Below are 17,492 nucleotides of genomic sequence, written 5' to 3' on the forward strand. Positions count from 1 at the left end.
CAGTCCTCTCTCTACCCTTTATTTAGCGTAGATTCATTGTAGGCCACGATAATTTTCTGCACGAGCGAATGACGCACAACATCCTGTTCGGAAAATGCGATAAAGCCGATTTCTTCTACCGACCTTAGTATCCGCTCGGCCTCGATCAGTCCGGATGTTTTTCCCCGTGGCAAATCGATCTGCGTCACGTCCCCGGTAATCACCATCTTCGAGCCGAATCCGAGACGAGTAAGAAACATCTTCATCTGCTCGGGGGTAGTGTTCTGCGCCTCGTCCAGAATGATGAAGGAATCGTCGAGTGTTCTGCCGCGCATATAAGCGAGCGGAGCTACCTCGATCAGACCGCGTTCCATCGATTTCGCGACCTGCTCCATTCCCAGCATGTCGTACAGGGCATCGTACAGCGGTCTCAGGTACGGATCGACCTTCTCCTGCAGATCGCCAGGCAAAAATCCCAGGCTCTCCCCCGCCTCAACCGCTGGGCGTGTCAATACGATGCGCCGCACCTTCCCTTCCTTCAACGCAGCTACCGCCATGACGACAGCCAGATAGGTCTTGCCTGTCCCTGCCGGACCGATCCCGAAAACAATATCCTTCTTGCGGATCGTCGACACATAATGGTTCTGGCCGATCGTTTTGGCGCGAATCACTTTCCCCTTCTGGGTGGTGGCGATATCTCCCTTGTACAAGTCGAGCAGTTCCTCGGCCTGTCCTGACTTGGCCAATTCCATTGCATAATGGATATCCCGCTCCGTCAATTCGTAACCCATGCGCACAAGCTCCAACAATACATGGAACAGCTGTCTAAGCTGGGCCGTCTCTTCCGGAGTTCCCTGAATGACAATTTCCGCGTCCCTCGTAACGACCTTCGCTTTGGACTGCTGCAAAATCAGGTTGAGCAATTTATCTTGCGGACCGAATAATGCCATGCCTTCCGCCGTGTTCTGAAGTGGGATTTTTACTAGATCTGTTTGTTCGATCAAAAGGCCTCATTCTCCTTGCACAATGACTTGTTCTCCAGCGATCGTTTGGTTCACTTCAAAATGTGCTTTCATATAAACTTTACCACTCTCACTGCGTTCATGCAAAACATTTTGTTCCCGAATTTCCGCATCTTCGCCCGCCTTCAGCAGCAGATCCGCACGTGCCTGCTGGAGGGCGATTTCCTTGGCTTCCTTCACCTCCAGAGCGGTCTCCTCCATGCGAATTTCCAACACCTTTTCGTTCATCCAGCCAAAGGGCAATTCCCAGTTGCGCCATCTGATCTTGTGTACCTCCTGGATCAAATCCTGATCGGCGAAGCCTGTGTCCCCATACCCCTTCACTTTCAAGGCGCGTGTTCCAAAAAGCAGGTAATCACGCTCCCTGACGTTCCCCGTATAGACGTGATGCCTTTGCGTAAGCGGTACGGCCATGTCATATTCATACCATACTAATCCTTTGACATCGCCTTCCGCCACCACAACTTCCGAGTGCTCCTCGTCGCCAAGTATGCCCGAGATCAATATGTCCCCTTTGCGCACCCTTTGGTTTACCCGCACCTGTGGAACGCCGCGGACCGCCTGGATGTCTGTAATCACGGCATCATGAGTGGCAACCACGTGACGTGGGCTTTTCAGCTGCTGTGCTTCGGGAATCGTTGATTCCACAATTTTGATCTGCACCGTCGTGCCGTTTATTTCAACTCCGATCCAGGTCGCATCCGGCAATTTGCGCGTCAAGGCGTAAGCAATTTGATCCGGATCGGGCAAGCGGAATTTCCATTGCAGCGGGTACACGCCGGCTTCTTGAGCAGCTTGCCTGATCTCGTCCTTGCTCAGCCTGTCGTTCCCGCTTATGTCTACGCGCCAGACCAAGTTCGACAGCACGTACAATCCGAGAATAAAAAAAAACAATGCCGCCCATAAACACCTTGCGCGAGGAAAGACGCTCCAGCATAAACGGAAAGCCCTGGCGTTCCGTCACATGCACCCTACAGCCTGTCTGTTTCAAAAGCGGCCTAAGACGGTAGAAATGCGGCAAGCGCACATACATGCACACCGTGTCGGCTTTCCTCTCCATCTGCCAAAACCGGAGCCGCTCCTGCAGCATCCGGTTCATCAATTCCTCAATATGGTCACCCCGCACGGCGATTTGTATGTATCCCAGCCACCATTCGAGCGATCCGCTGCGCATTGTCATAAGCCCCCCTCATCTTCATCCTTTTATTCAGGCAAATAGCGAATATCATGAATCGTTCCTTCAATCAGCACTTCTTCCGGTAATATCGCGCGAATGACCAGTTCTTCACCCGCGACCTCCATATTGCCGACACTGAGCTGCAAGCGAAGCAGCGAGGAAGAGAAATGCAGAACGCCCCGATGATTTTCGATATACAATTGCATATTGCCAACCAAGGTTACGCGCGGCAGATCAAAGATGACATCCTGCGGCAAATCGAGAACACTAGCGGTAAATCGTCGCAATCTCCGTTGTAAACGGCGCATACTGCGTGCTCCCTCCTGTCTGACATCGCTTCTATCACCTTATGCGGCAAAGGGGGCAAATATGAGGAAAAGGGCGGGCTTCAGACAATCGCATACGGGCAGTTTTTGCGGCGGAGACAGGCTGCTGCGTCTGCATCGTCTGCCATGCCTCCTGCAAAAGAAAAAAAGCGGCTGGGCTGGTGTTCAACACACCGCCCAACCGCTTTTGAATTGGCTTAGCTCTCTTTTGAACAGTGTTCTCCGTTCAGAGGACAGCCTGTTCCTTTCCGTATTACTGATTCGCCTTGAACTCGTCGAACTGTCTTTGTTTCTCGGCGATAATATCCCGCAAGCCTGCAGCTTCCAGCTTCTCAATGTAGCGCGGCAGCACTTCATCCGGGTTGACAGCACCTGTATCCAGCTGCGCATCGTACTCTTTGCGGACATTTACAATTTGCGCCACTTGTGTTTTGACTGGCTCTGCATTAAACGTAAAGCCAAGGCCGGGGGAGACGGTGCCGCTTGCGTTGAATTCCTTGTACTGCTCCCATTTTTGCGGATCTTCTGTCTCCCACAAATTGTTCAGGAACATGCTGCCCAGCATCCAAGCGGAACCTAGCGCATAGTCAGCCGTTTTCTCAGTCGGCGTCATCATGCTGTCGCCGTTCAAGGCATAATGCTCGCCCTCAATGCCGAAATTCAACAGGTTGTTCAGATACTTGTCTGTGTGCAGCAGGTTGATAAACATCATAGCACGTTCCGGATTGTCAGACGTTCTCGAGATGGCCAGCATGGAGCCTGCCGTCTCGCTAGTTGCGATCGTGGCGCCAGTGACCTCGATTTGTCTCAGCTTGCCGATCAGTCCCGTTGCGCTTTCTGTTTCAATGTCTTTTCCAGGCTTCAACGAAGCTGGAATCATAAAGACGTTGCCAGCCTTCATCGCGTCCTGAGCGGACAAAGTTGTCGTTGTAGCATCCTGATTGATGTATCCAGCTCTGAAGTATTCATGGGCCAGCTTCAGGTTTTCCAGGTAACGATCAATTTCATGGCGCGGCCTTACAGTCAAACCGTTCGGGTCGTCCTTCAGCAGCACGCCAGGAATGTTGGCGTCGCCCAAGTAATCGAATTCAGCGAGATAGTGGACGTTGAAGTTCTCGCCATCCCGGAAGAACAGCGGGATCATTTCCGGCTTCGCTTCTTTTACTTTCTGCAGGATAGGGCCGAGGTCAGCATTGGACTTGACGGAATCCATGTTAAGCCCCAGCTCTTCGGCGATATCCGTACGGTAAATATAACCGGCCGAAGCCGCAAGCTCCTTGTTAGTCGGAATGCCGTAGTTTTTGCCGTCAATTTTGGATCCGTTGATAAATGCCGGGTCCAAAGAGTTGACAATCGATTGGCCTGCTTCCGTATTCGCCAACAGATCGTCCAGCTCCAAGAATGCGCCCTTCGACACATTCACCGCATAGTTGCTCCATTGTGCCGTGAAGAAAATGTCCATCGGCTCTTGGGAGGCGATCATCAAATTGACTTTTTCATCCCATTGTCCCCATTCGATTGGCTGAATGTCAATCGTCGCATTGATCTTCTCTTTCAGATACTCGTTGATTTTCGCCATTACTACGTCATGATCTTTTTGTTTCGTAGCCGGGAAAACCATCTTCAGTTCGTAGGGCTCCAAATTTGAGGCGGCACTGTTGCCGTCTCCAGTCCCTTCGCTGGTGTTGTTCGAGCTTTCGCCTGTACTAGTGTTCCCCCCGCTGTTGCTGTTGTTGCTGCCTGCGCATGCTGCCAATACAAGCGACATCGTGAATACGAGCACGAGCAGCATCAGCATGCTTTTCTTAGCTGATCTCATTTCTTCAACCTCCCCATAAATAATAAAATTCTTTTCATATGATCCGGGATGCGGGATCTAGAGCATCGCTGTTATTCTTCATGAATGCGTTTTCCCGACCGAATACTGTTCCATAATATACCTGAAGTCGTTTTTTCGGCTATCGCGATTATGGCTAAGTTAACCCATTTGTGACATTATTCTAAATTTTTAGATAAATAGGGGAGTCCTCTGCTGCTTACCGAGGCTCCCCAACGTGTAATCACCGCATTTGCAGTTTATTTATTTGCAAGAAACTCGTCGAATTGTCTTTGCTTCTCGGCAATGACATCGTCGATACCGGCTGCCTTCAGCTTGTTGATGTAGTTCGGCAGCACATCATCCGGATCAACGGCCCCTGTATCGAGTGCCGCGTCAAATTCTTTGCGCACATTGACCAAAGCAGCAACCTGCGTTTTGACCGGCTCAGCGTCAAAGGTAAAGCCGAGACCAGGAGATGGCTTGCCGCCTTCGTTGAACTCTCTGAACTTCTCCCATTTTTGCGGATCCTCAGAATCCCATACGTAGTTCAGGAATTGGTTGCCGAGCATCCAGGCAGAACCAAGCGCGTAATCGCCCGCTTTTTCAGTCGGCGTGATGATTTCCCCATCGCGGGAATAATGAACATCCTCAATACCGAAGTTCAACAGGTTGTTCAGATACTTGTCCGTATGCAGCAGGCTGATAAACATCATGGCCCGTTCCGGATCATCCGAAGTCGTTGAGATGGCCAGCATGGAGCCTGCCGTTTCGGATGTTGCAATCGTTTTACCTGTCAATTCGATTTGCTTGAGCTTGCCTACCAGTCCGGTCGCGCTGGCAAGTTCCGCATCCTTGCCCGGCTTGAGGGACGCAGTGGTCATAAATACATTGCCGGCTTTCAAAGCATCCTGCGCGGAAAGAGTAGTCGTAGTTGCATCCTGGTTAATGTAGCCTGCTTGGAAGAACTCCCTGGCAAGCTTCAAATTATTGAGATATCGATCAAATTCATAACGCGGCTTAATTGTCGTATCATCCTGATCCTTCAAGATGACGCCCGGTACATCCGCATCGCCCAGGAAGTCGAATTCAGCGAAATAATGGACGTTGAAGTTCTCCCCTTCCCGGAAGAAGAGCGGGATCATCTCAGGCTTTTCTGCTTTGACCTTCTGCAGAATCGGACCAAGATCCTCTACGGATTTTATCGAGTCCATTTCCAATCCAAGTTCCTCTGCAATGTCTGTACGGTAAACAACGCCCGCGGATGCAGCCAATTCCTTATTCGTCGGAATACCGTAATTCTTGCCGCCGATTTTGGAGCCTTCCAGGAATGCCGAATCCAGGCTGTTCACAATCGCCTTGCCGGCATCTGTATTGGCAAGCAAGTCGCCAAGATCCATGAATGCGCCTTTAGAGACATTGACTGCGTAGTTGCTCCATTGTGCCGTGAAATAAATGTCCATCGGCTCGCGAGATGCGATCATCAGGTTCACTTTGTCGTCCCATTGACCCCACTCGATTGGCTGAATGTCAATTGTTGCATTGATTTTTTCCTTCAGGTACTCATTGATTTTTTCCACAACCATGTCATGATCTTTTTGCTTCGTTCCCGGGAATGCAAATTTCAGTTCGTACGGGGCCAAACCGCTGTTTTCGCTTCCGCCGGCTGCATCGGACTCCCCGTTGTTGCTGCCCCCGGCATCGACTGCATTCCCGCTGCTTGCAGGTTCATTGTTGCCGCCGCAAGCCGCCAACACCATAGACATTGCGAAGACCAAGACCAGCATTAGCAAGTTCTTTCTCGTTGTCTTCATGTGATAAAAACCTCCCCTGAATATATGATATATATGCTATCCGGCAATAAAACCGGGAATAGCCCCAGTCACATTCTCCAGCGAATAAGCATGAAAAGAAGAACGCGCGTTCAGCAGAATGAATCGCGGTAATTTTCTAATATTAGAAAGCGTTTTCTTTTTCCTTTCACTTCTATATTAGTGGCTTTCAAAGACACCATCTATCACAATCATGAGCGAGGTAACACTTTTATGACATTTGCGCGATTTTTTTACAATTCCGAACAGCGTCTCGCTTCTTAGAACAAGCTAAACCGCCCTCCCCCTCGATGAACGAAGGGAAGGGCGGTTCAGTTGTGCTCAGTTTACTTGTTAGCCAAGAATTCGTCGAATTGTCTTTGCTTCTCGGCAATGATATCGTCGAGACCGGCCGCTTTCAGCTTCTCGATATACTTAGGCAGAACTTCGTCCGGATCTACAGCGCCTGTATCCAATGCAGCATCATATTCTTTACGAACGTTAACAGCTGCGGCTACTTGCGTTTTTACCGGCTCAGCATCGAATGTAAAGCCAAGGCCTGGCGATACTTTCGCGCCTTCGTTAAATTCTTTGAACTGCTCCCACTTTTGCGGATCTTCGGAGTCCCATACATAGTTCAGGAACTGGTTGCCGAACATCCATGCACCGCCTGGGGAGTAAGCAGTCTGGTTCTCAGTTGGGGTGATAATTTCACCATCACGAGTGAAGTGATCCCCTTCAATACCGAAGTTGAACAAGTTGTTGAAATATTGATCAGTGTGCAGCAGGTTGATGAACATCATTGCGCGTTCCGGATCTTCGGATGTCGAAGAAATCGCCAGCATGGAACCGGCTGTTTCCGATGTAGCAATCGTACGATCGGTCATAGGAATTTGCGCCAGCTTGCCGCTCAGGTTGGTTACAGCAGCCATTTCTTCAGCCTTGCCAGGCTTCAGAGGCTGGATTGTCATGAAGACGTTGCCTGCTTGCATTGCATCCTGTGTAGACAATGTTGTCGTCGTAGCGTCCTGGTTGATCAAGCCTGCCAGGAAGAAATCGCGAGCGATATCCAGGTTCTCTTTATAACGATCGAATTCAAAGCGCGGCTTGACTACAGTATCGTCCAAATCCTTCAGCACAACGCCAGGGATGTTGGCATCACCCAGGAAGTCATACTGCGCAAAGTAATGCACGTTGAATGTTTCGCCATCGCGCATGAACAACGGAATCATTTCCGGCTTTGCTTCTTTTACAGCTTGCAAAATCGGCTTCAGATCAGCTGGTGTTTGGATGTTGGACATGTCCAAACCAAGCTCTTCTGCAATATCGGAGCGGTAGATGATACCGCCTTGTCCAGCGATTTCCTTGTTAGTTGGAACGCCATAGTTTTTGCCGTTGATCTTGGAGCCTTCCAGGTAAGCGGGATCCAAGATTTCAACGATGCCTTGCCCTGCTTCAGTCTCCAGCAGTTCTGCAAGATCCAGGAACGCACCCTTGGATACGTTCACCGCATAGCCGGACCACTGTGCAGTAAAGTAGATGTCCATCGGCTCGCGGGAAGCGATCATCAGGTTAACCTTCTGATCCCATTGTCCCCACTCAATCGGTTGAAGATCAAGCGTTGCGTTGATTTTTTCCTTCAGGTACTTGTTGATTTCGGCCATAACTTTATCATGGTCCTTCTGCTTGACGCCCGGATAAGTCATCTTCAACTCGTATGGCGCCAAATCAGAACCTGCAGCGCCTTCACTGCTTTCACTTCCTCCTCCAGTGCTTCCTGTACCGGAGTTGCTGTTGCTGCCGCCACACGCCGCGAGGACGAGTGACATTGCGAAGACAAGAGCCAGCATGAGAATCATGCTTTTCTTAGATGTCTTCATGGTGTTCCCTCCCTTTGATAGTTGTCTGTGTATTTGCTAACCGGCTTGATATATATATTGCCGGCAATAGCCAGTATGATGTGGATTCACCCATGAAACTTGTGATGTGTATTAGCCCTTTACGGCACCTACAGTCAAGCCCTGAATAAAGAACCGCTGGAAGAACGGATAGGCGAAGATGATCGGTCCTACACCGACAACAGCCATAGCCATCCGCACCGTTTCTGTCGGGAATTGCAGAATGCCGCCGCCAGCCGCAATACCAGCCGCTGCTTGCGTATTCGTCGACAGGAACTGAATGTTCAGCATCGTCTTATACATCAAGAATTGAACGGATACGTTCGATTCCTTTGTTATAAAGAGCAAACTCATAAACCAGTCATTCCAATAAACAAGCGTTTGGAACAAGGCGACGGTCGCCAATACCGGCAGCGACAGCGGCAGCACAATCGAACCGAAGATGCGGAACTCGCTGGCGCCATCAATTTTGGCCGATTCCAGCAAGGCTACCGGGATTGTCGTCTTGAAGAAGGTGCGGATAATCAAGACCCAGAATGCACCAACGAGATACGGCATGATCAATGCCCACAAGCTGTTTTTCAAGCCGAGCGTCTGTGTGTATACGAGATAGAACGGCACCAGACCGCCGTTGAACAGCATCGTGAAGAAACAGAAGAACGAGAAGAAGTTCTTGTGCGGGAAATCATCCCGCGAGATCGGGTAGGCGTAAAGCGACATCAGGATGACGCTCAAGATCGTACCTACGATCGTTACGAAGATCGAGACGCCGTACGCGTTCACGATAGGTGTCCAATCCTCAAACAGGAATCGGTATGCGTCCAAACTGAAAGTCTCTGGAATAAACTTGTAGCCGTTGACGACAACATCTCTTTCGTTGGAGAAGGAGACGGCAATTACCAGAAACAGCGGCAGCACGCAGGCTGCAGTGTAAAACCAGAAGAACAAGTTGATTAAAAAGTTCGCGGTGTTCCCGATTTCATTCGGATTGCGTTCTCTTTTCGGTTTTTTTATCCGATCCACTCCGACAGTGGGATTAGTTGCAGAACTGCTCATGGATTACCCTCCCTTCTAGAACAATGCATTGTCCGGGCTAATTTTGCGGACGATCAGGTTCGACACGAGTACAAGCACGAAGCCTACAACCGATTGATACAAACCGGCAGCCGAGGACATGCCGATGTCGCCCATCGCCAAGAATGTCTGATAAACGTAGGTTTCGATAACCAATGTCGTATCGTAAAGCGCCCCTTGGTTACGTGTAAACTGGAAGAACAAGCCGAAGTCTGCATAGAAGATACGGCCAATTTGCAGGATCGTCATGACTACGATAACCGGTGTCAACAACGGAATCGTAATTTTGAGCGTTTGCTGCCATTTGCTTGCTCCGTCGATTAGTGCCGCTTCATAATACTCCTTGTCAAAGCCGACGATGGCGGCCAAGTAAATGACGACAAAATAACCGATGTTTTTCCAAGTGTTGACGATTGGCAGAATATATGGCCAATATTTCGGCTCAAAATACCAGTTGATCTTCTCTATGCCGAGCATAGGGAGGATCGTGGAGTTGATAAAGCCGTTCTCCCCTTGAAGGAAAGCCATACCGAGGTAGGCTACAACGACGAAGGAGAGGAAGTAAGGAAGAAACATGGTGCTTTGATGGAATTTCGCCCATGCCTTGTTGCGCATTTCATGGAACATAATCGCCAGCGCAATCGCAATCCCCAAGTTCAAAGCAATGAAAACGACGTTATAAGCGATTGTATTTCTCGTTATCACCCAGGCTGTATTGGTCGAGAACAAATACTTGAAGTTATCGAACCCGATCCAGGGACTCCCCCAAATTCCGTCAGCGTAGTTGACGTTCTTGAAGGCGATAATAACGCCAAACATTGGTAAATAGTTGTGCAAAATCAGCACAATGCTCGCAGGCAGCAACATTACATAGAAAATCCAGAACTTGCGGACAGTGCGGAAAAAAGGAGTGGAACGTCTTTTCCCCGGCGTCTGAAGAGCAGCAGACGCAGTCGCAGTCGCATCTTGTGTTGCCATGCTGTCACCCCTTTCATAAAATCGACGATTTACTATACTCATCATAATTTTTTCTTGACGTTCTCTCTACTACCAAGGTGACCACTTAGACACTATTGTGACATGTCCACAAGAAAAACTGTTCAAGATGACAAAAGTGCGCATACGACTTTATTCGACAAATTCTTGGAACCTCTTGCGGTACTCTTGCGGCGTGATGCCCGTTATCTTCTTGAACAGCTTGGCAAAATGGGAAAAGTGAGAATAGCCCACTGCCTCCGCCACTGAGCTGATCTTGTCATTCGACTCGGCCAGCAGCTGCTTCGCTTGCTCCATTCTGACGGTTTGAATATACTCAGACAGCGATACGCCGGTTTCTTTCTTGAACAGCCGCGACACATACGCAGGGTTCAAATAAACGAGCGCAGCCAGGTCCTCCCGATTCAGCTCCTCATTCAGATGTGTCTGGATATAATGCTGAATCTTGGCAATGACGGCCGACACATCCTTTAACTTAGAACCGGTCGTCTCCACAGCCGCATTGACCACGCGGGTCGCCCAGGTCCGCAAGTGATGGTAACTGCGCGTCACCGCCCCCATATCCATCATTTCCGGCGCGGTGAAGATTTCGTTAACGGAGAGGCCTTTTTTGTGCGCAAAAAGATAGACCATATTCATAAATCCAAAAAAGAAAGCGGCCAGCGATTCCTGTCCCACCTCTTCCTTCTGCATGCTGTCAAGCTTCTCTTCGATTCTCGTCAGCAGCTCGTCCTTCTTGCCTGCCTCGAACAGGACGAGCCAATCGGTGAAGGAAGGCGGGGGCAGCATGCTGTCAGCCGAGCCTCTGACATCTTGCTGCAGGAACACTTCGTTCATTAGTTTCAAGTTGCTCCGCTCCATCTCCAGCAAGCGGTTCAACGATTGCTGGAGCCCGCCGATTTGCGCCTCGTCTCCGATGTAGCAGGACAGGGAGCAGTAGAAATAGCGATTGCATGCCTGCACATATTCCTTGCAGCGGGCAATGATGCTAGTGCGGTCCAGACTTTCTCCCGGCGCCAGATAGATCAATGCCAGGTTGTAATCCCCGCGATCTTGAATGACTGCTCCCGGCCCTTCCTGCAGAATAATTTCCGCAGCAGCCTTTCGCAGCGCATACTCCATAATTTCCTCATCCCTGGTGGAAAGCTCTTCTTTCCACTCCTCCACACTAATGAGGACAGGAAGAATATGGCCATCCAGCGACAATGGAATTTCATACATGTCCAAAGAAGCTTGCAAGCGCTGCGGCGACAACGGCATACGACCTGCCAGCACATCCTGCCAAAATCGCTCGACCAACGCCGGCAGCTGTTGCGTCCATTGCTGATAATACATCTTGTATGTCTCGTGAAAGTCGAGCAGTTCCCGTTCCTCGCGAATCAACTCCAGCGCTTTGCGCACCGTCTCCTTCAGTTGATCGTGATCGACTGGCTTCAGCACATAATCAAAACTTCCAAGATGAATGGCGCGTTGCGCATACGAGAAGTTGGCATGGCCTGTCAGAAATATGGTCTCCGTATTCGGCGAATGGGTCTGCAGCCATTCCAGCAGCTCCAAACCATTTTCCCCCGGCATTTCGATATCGGAAATCAGCACATCGACTCGTTCGGAGCCCAATATCTGCTTCGCCTCGTCCACATCCATCGCTTCCATCACGGATTCAATTTGCAAATCGCTCCATTCGATCCCCTGCGTGATCCCTTTTATTGCAAACAGTTCATCATCCACTACCAGTAGCCGATACATCGACTGTCACCTCTTCCTATCCATTGACAAGGGAATGCGGATCGTCACGATAGCTCCGTGCGGCTCAGCATTAGCGAACGCGATGAGGGCCTTGTCCCCTGTATCCATGCGCAGCCTTCTCCAGACGTTCCAAATGCCCACGTGCTCGTCGCCGATTTTTTCGAAATAATCCTTCGAATTGAGCTGCCCGAGCAGTTCCTCGGGAAAACCCTTTCCATTGTCTTGAATCGTTATTTTCATATAGTGTTCCGGATCTTCCTCGTCCGCACGTGCATGCACGTGTATCGTAAAGGGCTCCCGGCGATTTTGGAATCCGTGAATAATCGCATTTTCCACAAATGGCTGGATGATTAGAGGCGGGATTTGAAAGTTTCCCAGCTCCTTCGAAACATCCAGTTCATATAATAACAGATCCGGGTATCTTAAATGTTGAATTTCCAAATAGTTTTGAATATGTTCCAGTTCTTCCTCCAGAGTCACCTTCGTGCGGTTCGTGCGAATAATAAAACGGAAGTAATCTGCAAGATGCAGCGACATCTTCTGCACGGATTTGAAATCCTTCAGCGCTGCAAGATTATAAATGATGTTCAAGGTATTCATATAGAAATGCGGATTGATCTGGACTTGAAGATGCTTGAATTCCGCATGCTGCGCCTTCAGCTTCTCCTCGTAGACATTGATCTTCAAGTGCTCGATTTCGCGAACCATTTCGTTGAAGGTGCTGTTGAGGAACCTGAATTCCCCTGTCCCCCCTTCATGCAGACGCACGTCAAATCTGCCCTGCCCAATCCGGCGCATGCCCCTAATCAGGTCGAACAATGGCTTGATCAAGGTTCGCTGCAAGAAGACGAAATACAGCACCAAGATGATCACAACAGCCAAGGGGATTGTATAAATAAACTGTTGGAAATAAGGCAGATTTCGCAGTATGTTTTTTTCCGCTACGATAACCGCATAGTGCAGATCGGCCATCAAGGACGGCTCTTCTACGATCAAATAATCGTTGCCATTATCGCGGTCTGTTACGATCCGATAGCTTGAATTCGATTCCCCTGCCTTGATATCCATATTGGAAAAGCGCGCCGCCGAGCTTCCAATCCCCCCGATGGACTCGCCTCCGGACAACAGCATGACGCCGCCGTCCTCGCCGAGCTCCCAGTTGGCGAGCGGCTCCATCAAATTATCCACACTGATCCACGAGCCTATAAAGACATTGGCGTTCACTGCGATCATCTTATAAAGCGCGTATCCGTCAGCCGTCGCAACTACCCGCCACTCCTTGTAGGGCGGCTCTTCTGCTGAAGCAAGCAGCGTATCGATATTGTCATAAATAATCTCGCGCTCTTGGTACGCGTTTCGCTGGGAGGATAAAATGAGGTCATTGTTCTTGCGCAGATAGACAAATATGGAATCGACCATATCGTAATAGCCGATGGATATATTCAGCTTGTTGATAATGCGAAGCTTGGTCAGCATGTATTCATCACTGTCAGACACATAGGCATTGATAATACTGACATCCTGATCATTTACCATGCCGTACAAAAATAAATTCGTCTGATACAAAATATTGTCGGTGTTTTTCGTATATAAATCGAGTAAATTGCTGTAATTTTTGGAAATCTGGTCGCGTACGATATTGATCGCGTAATAGTTGCTGTAATACAGAAAAATGGCCAGTGGAATCGTGACCAATAAAAAACCGGCCAAAATTCTGATTTTTACGGACTGGAGCATGTGGGTTCCCCTTTATTTCAAATCAAAGTTATTACCATTGTAATGAGCGGATGGATGCTTGGCAACCTTTCGTCAAACGCACTGCGCCCCAAAGCAAAGGAAGATGGCAGCACCGAAATCCCGGTTCTCCATCTTCCTCTGTCTCTGTATTATCTGTAAGGCCGCTTTGCCCGCGGCGGGCCAAACACCTCGGCCCACATCATGCCGAGTCGCGCTTCCTCCGCCGTCGGCTGGCGATGATTCGATTTCTGCCCACGTTTTTCTTCTTTCGGGAGCACCGCCACCCGGGGGAAAGGGTGCATCGGCTTTGGTTCCGGCTTCCTTGACCTCGTTGCATCGGCCTGCTCAAATGCCTCCAGTGCAGCCATGTAGTCAGGCTCCTCTTGGCGCGCGGCTGGTTCATGCTTGCCAAATCCTCTTGCTTGCTGCGGCTCCTCATTCCCAAATGTCGGAATAACCGGCCCTTGCTGGCCTGGCCGGCGTTGGCGGGTCGGCGCGGCTTCTTTTCGCTGCCGGAACAGCATGCTGATCAAGCCGATCACGATAAAGATGAACAGCGGATTGCTGAACAGGAAGTCAAGCATCTTTATTCATCCTTCTGCGAGTCGGATCCGGATTGGCTGCCGAAGGAATTCCTCATCTGTGTATCCGCATCGATATTCTTGAAATTCATGTAATCCATAACGCCGAGCTTGCCGCTGCGCAACGCCTCAGCCATAGCCTGCGGCACCTGCGATTCGGCCTCGACAACCTTGGCCCTCATCTCTACGACGCGCGCTGACATTTCCTGCTCCTGCGCAACGGCCATCGCTCTGCGCTCCTCGGCTTTCGCTTGCGCAATTTGCTTATCGGCTTCTGCTTGGTCTGTTTGCAGCTGCGCACCAATATTGCGGCCAACATCAACATCCGCAATATCAATGGACAAGATTTCGAATGCCGTACCGGCGTCCAAACCTTTCTCCAGAACAGTGCGTGATATCATATCGGGATTTTCCAGTACTTCTTTGTGGCTGTTCGCCGAACCTACGGTTGTGACGATACCTTCCCCTACGCGGGCAATAATCGTCTCTTCACCTGCACCGCCGACCAGTCTTTCGATATTGGCGCGAACGGTAACACGGGCACGCACCTTTACTTCAATGCCGTCCTTCGCAACCGCGGCGACGATCGGGGTTTCAATAACCTTCGGGTTAACACTCATCTGTACGGCTTGCAGCACGTCGCGGCCTGCCAGGTCGATTGCCGCAGCCCGTTCAAACACAAGATCGATATCTGCGCGCTGAGCGGCGATAAGAGCGTTGACAACACGGTCCACATTGCCGCCCGCCAAATAGTGACTTTCCAACTGATTGGTCGTTAAGTCCAAGCCAGCTTTGGTCGCTTTGATCATAGGATTGACCACACGACTTGGAATAACGCGTCTGATCCGCATTGCGACCAAAGTGACAATGCCGACTCTGACTCCCGAGAACAAAGCCGAGATCCAGAGCATTACTGGGACAAAGCTAAAGAAAACCGACAGAACAATAATGATAATCGCACCAAATAATAAATAAACAACAAATGGTTCCATAGTTCCTCCTTCATTCATGTGATTTCAATATGCCTATGTGGCCATAGTAGGACTATTCTTACTTTTCGCGTACAACGATCCGATTTCCTTCAATTTTGACTACAATAATCTCCGTTTGCGCGGATATAAATTCACCGCCTGTCACCACATCGACCCGCTCTTCGCCGATAAGCGCCGTGCCCGACGGACGAAGTGATGTTAGGGCGATGCCGGTCTGATCAAGAAGATGCGTCCTGTCCAATGCGGAACGATACCCAATGTCCCGAGTCATTTGATCCTGGAGCACAAATCGATTCCATACGCCGCGCTTGCCGAGATATTTGCCCAACAGAGCAAACACTACAATCGCTATTAGCACAGCGATGCCAAGCGACATCAGCGCCTGCTCTGTGCTGTAGGCTGCCAAAACAACTCCGCTGAGTAAGCTGAGAGCGCCTAATATGCCTAGTATGCCGAAACTTGGGACAAATATCTCCAACAGCAGGAGAACGGCTCCTCCAACAAATAACAGCACATGCTCGGACCCTGCAAAACCAGCAACGATATGACCAAAGAAATATAGACCAAACGCCGCAATGCCGACAATACCCGGTATGCCGAATCCCGGCGTAAACAATTCCGTCCCTATGCCAATCAAACCGAGCAATATGAGGATGGTGATCACTATCGGATTAGTCAAGAAGGTTGCAACTCGCTCCGCCACACTACGTTCAACCTGAATGATCTGCATATGACCGGCTCCAAGGAACTCCTGCACATCTTTCAAAGTACCGGCAATGCCTTCCGCATATCCTGCCGCTTCCGCCTCTTGAGCGGTAAAAGTGATCAATTCGCCAGCGCCATACGTTATGCCAAGCTCCGTCACTTCCACAACCCGGCTGTCATCCACCATCTTCACCGCATATTCGCCGTTGCGACCGTTCATTTCCGCAGCTGCGCGCATTTCGCCCGACCACGCTGAGATCAGCTTGGAGTCCTCAACACGATTGCCGTTTCCGTCCACAATTGCTGCCGCACCGATCGTGCTTCCCGGCCCCATCACAATTTGGTCCGCGTTCAGCGCGATATAGCTTCCTGCCGAAATAGCCTTGCCGTTCACGTAGGCAACCGTCGGCACATTCGCCCCGCGTATCGTTTCCCCGATGCCTAGCGCCGAATCCAGCCTCCCGCCGAGCGTATCAATATCCAGAACAATGTATGCTGCGTTATTCGCTTCCGCTTCCCCCACCGCACGCTCAATAAAATGAGCTAAACCGTTTTCAATTCCATGCTTTACCGGAATGACATAAATGAGCTCATTCGATGGCACCTGCTCGTCAGCCGAGGCGGATAAAGGAATACAATTTAATGCCGCAAGCACTATCGTTACCGCCATCATCCAAATTGCCCATCGTCTGGAGAACAGCCTCATGACATGACCTCCTCTACTCAGATTGCGATATGTTCAGTTTCCCCTATCCGATGCCGCTTAATCGCTTGGATACTATGTATTACGTTTCATTGAAAAACATGTTTCAAAAAAATGCCGAATGCCGGAATAAAAAGAGACCGCCCCCGCGCAACTTCCGCCGCTTCAGTCCGGTCTCTCTTACATGCAAGCCCCTGGCGGGACATTGCTTAACTTAAAGTTTGTTGGACGATTTGATTCACCAGCTTGCCGTCTGCCCGTCCTTTGACCTTCGGCATCAAAGCTCCCATCACTTTTCCCATTTCGGCTTTAGAAGAAGCACCGACTTCCTGGATGGTCTGTTGTACAATTGCCTTGACTTCTTCTTCTGTCAGCTGCTCGGGAAGGTATTCGTGAATCACTTCGATTTCCTTCTGCAATTGCTCGACCAGATCGTCACGACCGGCCTTCTGAAATTCCTGGAGGGAATCCTTGCGTTGTTTGAGCTCACGATTTATGATATCAAGAACTTCTTCCTCGCTCAGTTCTTTGCGCTGGTCGATTTCGATGTTCTTGATCGATGAACGGATCATTCGGATCACGGAGAGTTTGAATTTATCCTGGTTCTTCATCGCTTGTTTCATATCGTTGTTCAATCGTTCAGTCAAGCTCATGAGTTGAAACTCCTCCTAGAACTTTCTCTTGCGCGCTGCTTCCGACTTCTTCTTGCGCTTTACGCTTGGCTTCTCATAATGCTTGCGCTTCTTGATTTCGGCGAGAACTCCGTCCTTCGCGAGACCTTTCTTAAAGCGGCGAAGCGCAGCGTCAAGAGATTCGTTTTTGCGAACTTTTGTTTCAGACACCAGTTTTCCCTCCCTCCGAACAGACCGTCCAATTGAAACGGTGTAACAAACTTCATTATATGTGATAGAGAAAAGCTGTGTCAACCG

At 49.9% G+C, this 17,492-nt stretch carries 15 protein-coding genes and 1 pseudogene; all 16 read right to left on the reverse strand.

The genetic code is table 11. The features are described from left to right. Positions 1–11 precede the first annotated feature (11 nt). Entirely contained in the window at positions 12–929 is a 918-nt protein-coding gene (locus XYCOK13_RS04215) for a PhoH family protein (RefSeq protein ID WP_213410654.1), read from the reverse strand. Between the two features lie 60 nt (positions 930–989). Next, positions 990–1,895 carry a sporulation protein YqfD gene (locus tag XYCOK13_RS04220; RefSeq protein WP_244864984.1) on the reverse strand — a complete coding sequence of 302 codons (906 nt, stop codon included), beginning with the start codon at positions 1,893–1,895 and terminating at the stop codon, positions 990–992. Between the two features lie 46 nt (positions 1,896–1,941). Continuing rightward, a pseudogene (locus XYCOK13_RS22310) lies at positions 1,942–2,181 on the reverse strand (sporulation protein YqfD); the annotation flags it as partial. 23 nt (positions 2,182–2,204) lie between these two features. Next, the gene (yqfC, locus tag XYCOK13_RS04225; protein ID WP_213410634.1) at positions 2,205–2,486 is read right to left on the reverse strand and encodes a sporulation protein YqfC; all 282 of its coding nucleotides are present in this window, start codon (positions 2,484–2,486) and stop codon (positions 2,205–2,207) included. A gap of 271 nt (positions 2,487–2,757) precedes the next feature. Next, the gene (locus XYCOK13_RS04230) at positions 2,758–4,323 is read right to left on the reverse strand and encodes an ABC transporter substrate-binding protein (protein WP_213410635.1); all 1,566 of its coding nucleotides are present in this window, start codon (positions 4,321–4,323) and stop codon (positions 2,758–2,760) included. Positions 4,324–4,580: 257 nt separating this feature from the next. Beyond that, positions 4,581–6,134 (reverse strand): ABC transporter substrate-binding protein, encoded by a 1,554-nt coding sequence (locus tag XYCOK13_RS04235; protein ID WP_213410636.1) that lies wholly within the window; start codon positions 6,132–6,134, stop codon positions 4,581–4,583. A gap of 344 nt (positions 6,135–6,478) precedes the next feature. Continuing rightward, the gene (locus XYCOK13_RS04240; RefSeq protein WP_213410637.1) at positions 6,479–8,011 is read right to left on the reverse strand and encodes an ABC transporter substrate-binding protein; all 1,533 of its coding nucleotides are present in this window, start codon (positions 8,009–8,011) and stop codon (positions 6,479–6,481) included. A gap of 111 nt (positions 8,012–8,122) precedes the next feature. After that, on the reverse strand, positions 8,123–9,085 hold the full coding sequence (locus tag XYCOK13_RS04245) for a carbohydrate ABC transporter permease (protein WP_213410638.1): 963 nt from the start codon (positions 9,083–9,085) through the stop codon (positions 8,123–8,125). Between the two features lie 15 nt (positions 9,086–9,100). Further along, positions 9,101–10,081 carry an ABC transporter permease gene (locus XYCOK13_RS04250; protein ID WP_213410639.1) on the reverse strand — a complete coding sequence of 327 codons (981 nt, stop codon included), beginning with the start codon at positions 10,079–10,081 and terminating at the stop codon, positions 9,101–9,103. A 150-nt stretch (positions 10,082–10,231) separates the two neighbouring features. After that, positions 10,232–11,845 carry a response regulator transcription factor gene (locus XYCOK13_RS04255; protein WP_213410640.1) on the reverse strand — a complete coding sequence of 538 codons (1,614 nt, stop codon included), beginning with the start codon at positions 11,843–11,845 and terminating at the stop codon, positions 10,232–10,234. A 6-nt stretch (positions 11,846–11,851) separates the two neighbouring features. After that, the gene (locus tag XYCOK13_RS04260; protein WP_213410641.1) at positions 11,852–13,582 is read right to left on the reverse strand and encodes a sensor histidine kinase; all 1,731 of its coding nucleotides are present in this window, start codon (positions 13,580–13,582) and stop codon (positions 11,852–11,854) included. A 149-nt stretch (positions 13,583–13,731) separates the two neighbouring features. Then, on the reverse strand, positions 13,732–14,166 hold the full coding sequence (locus tag XYCOK13_RS04265) for a YqfB family membrane protein (RefSeq protein ID WP_213410642.1): 435 nt from the start codon (positions 14,164–14,166) through the stop codon (positions 13,732–13,734). A gap of 2 nt (positions 14,167–14,168) precedes the next feature. Continuing rightward, positions 14,169–15,155, reverse strand: coding sequence for a flotillin-like protein FloA (gene floA, locus XYCOK13_RS04270; protein WP_213410643.1), 987 nt, complete (start codon positions 15,153–15,155; stop codon positions 14,169–14,171). A gap of 58 nt (positions 15,156–15,213) precedes the next feature. Next, positions 15,214–16,566, reverse strand: a complete 1,353-nt coding sequence (locus XYCOK13_RS04275) for an NfeD family protein (RefSeq protein ID WP_213410644.1) — start codon at positions 16,564–16,566, stop codon at positions 15,214–15,216. A gap of 206 nt (positions 16,567–16,772) precedes the next feature. Then, entirely contained in the window at positions 16,773–17,216 is a 444-nt protein-coding gene (locus XYCOK13_RS04280; RefSeq protein WP_213410645.1) for a GatB/YqeY domain-containing protein, read from the reverse strand. Positions 17,217–17,231: 15 nt separating this feature from the next. Continuing rightward, positions 17,232–17,405 (reverse strand): 30S ribosomal protein S21, encoded by a 174-nt coding sequence (gene rpsU, locus XYCOK13_RS04285; RefSeq protein WP_213410646.1) that lies wholly within the window; start codon positions 17,403–17,405, stop codon positions 17,232–17,234. Positions 17,406–17,492: the final 87 nt, after the last annotated feature.

This window comes from Xylanibacillus composti, from assembly GCF_018403685.1.
GTDB classification, from domain to species: Bacteria; Bacillota; Bacilli; order Paenibacillales; family K13; genus Xylanibacillus; species Xylanibacillus composti.

Coding starts and splice junctions, on each gene's coding strand:
- XYCOK13_RS04245 (WP_213410638.1), bottom strand. CDS start 9,085: ATGAGCAGTTCTGCAACTAATCCCACTGTCGGAGTGGATCGGATAAAA.
- XYCOK13_RS04250 (WP_213410639.1), bottom strand. CDS start 10,081: ATGGCAACACAAGATGCGACTGCGACTGCGTCTGCTGCTCTTCAGACG.
- XYCOK13_RS04255 (WP_213410640.1), bottom strand. CDS start 11,845: ATGTATCGGCTACTGGTAGTGGATGATGAACTGTTTGCAATAAAAGGG.
- XYCOK13_RS04265 (WP_213410642.1), bottom strand. CDS start 14,166: ATGCTTGACTTCCTGTTCAGCAATCCGCTGTTCATCTTTATCGTGATC.
- floA (WP_213410643.1), bottom strand. CDS start 15,155: ATGGAACCATTTGTTGTTTATTTATTATTTGGTGCGATTATCATTATT.
- XYCOK13_RS04235 (WP_213410636.1), bottom strand. CDS start 6,134: ATGAAGACAACGAGAAAGAACTTGCTAATGCTGGTCTTGGTCTTCGCA.
- XYCOK13_RS04280 (WP_213410645.1), bottom strand. CDS start 17,216: ATGAGCTTGACTGAACGATTGAACAACGATATGAAACAAGCGATGAAG.
- XYCOK13_RS04240 (WP_213410637.1), bottom strand. CDS start 8,011: ATGAAGACATCTAAGAAAAGCATGATTCTCATGCTGGCTCTTGTCTTC.
- XYCOK13_RS04275 (WP_213410644.1), bottom strand. CDS start 16,566: ATGAGGCTGTTCTCCAGACGATGGGCAATTTGGATGATGGCGGTAACG.
- XYCOK13_RS04260 (WP_213410641.1), bottom strand. CDS start 13,582: ATGCTCCAGTCCGTAAAAATCAGAATTTTGGCCGGTTTTTTATTGGTC.
- XYCOK13_RS04215 (WP_213410654.1), bottom strand. CDS start 929: ATGGCATTATTCGGTCCGCAAGATAAATTGCTCAACCTGATTTTGCAG.
- XYCOK13_RS04230 (WP_213410635.1), bottom strand. CDS start 4,323: ATGAGATCAGCTAAGAAAAGCATGCTGATGCTGCTCGTGCTCGTATTC.
- yqfC (WP_213410634.1), bottom strand. CDS start 2,486: ATGCGCCGTTTACAACGGAGATTGCGACGATTTACCGCTAGTGTTCTC.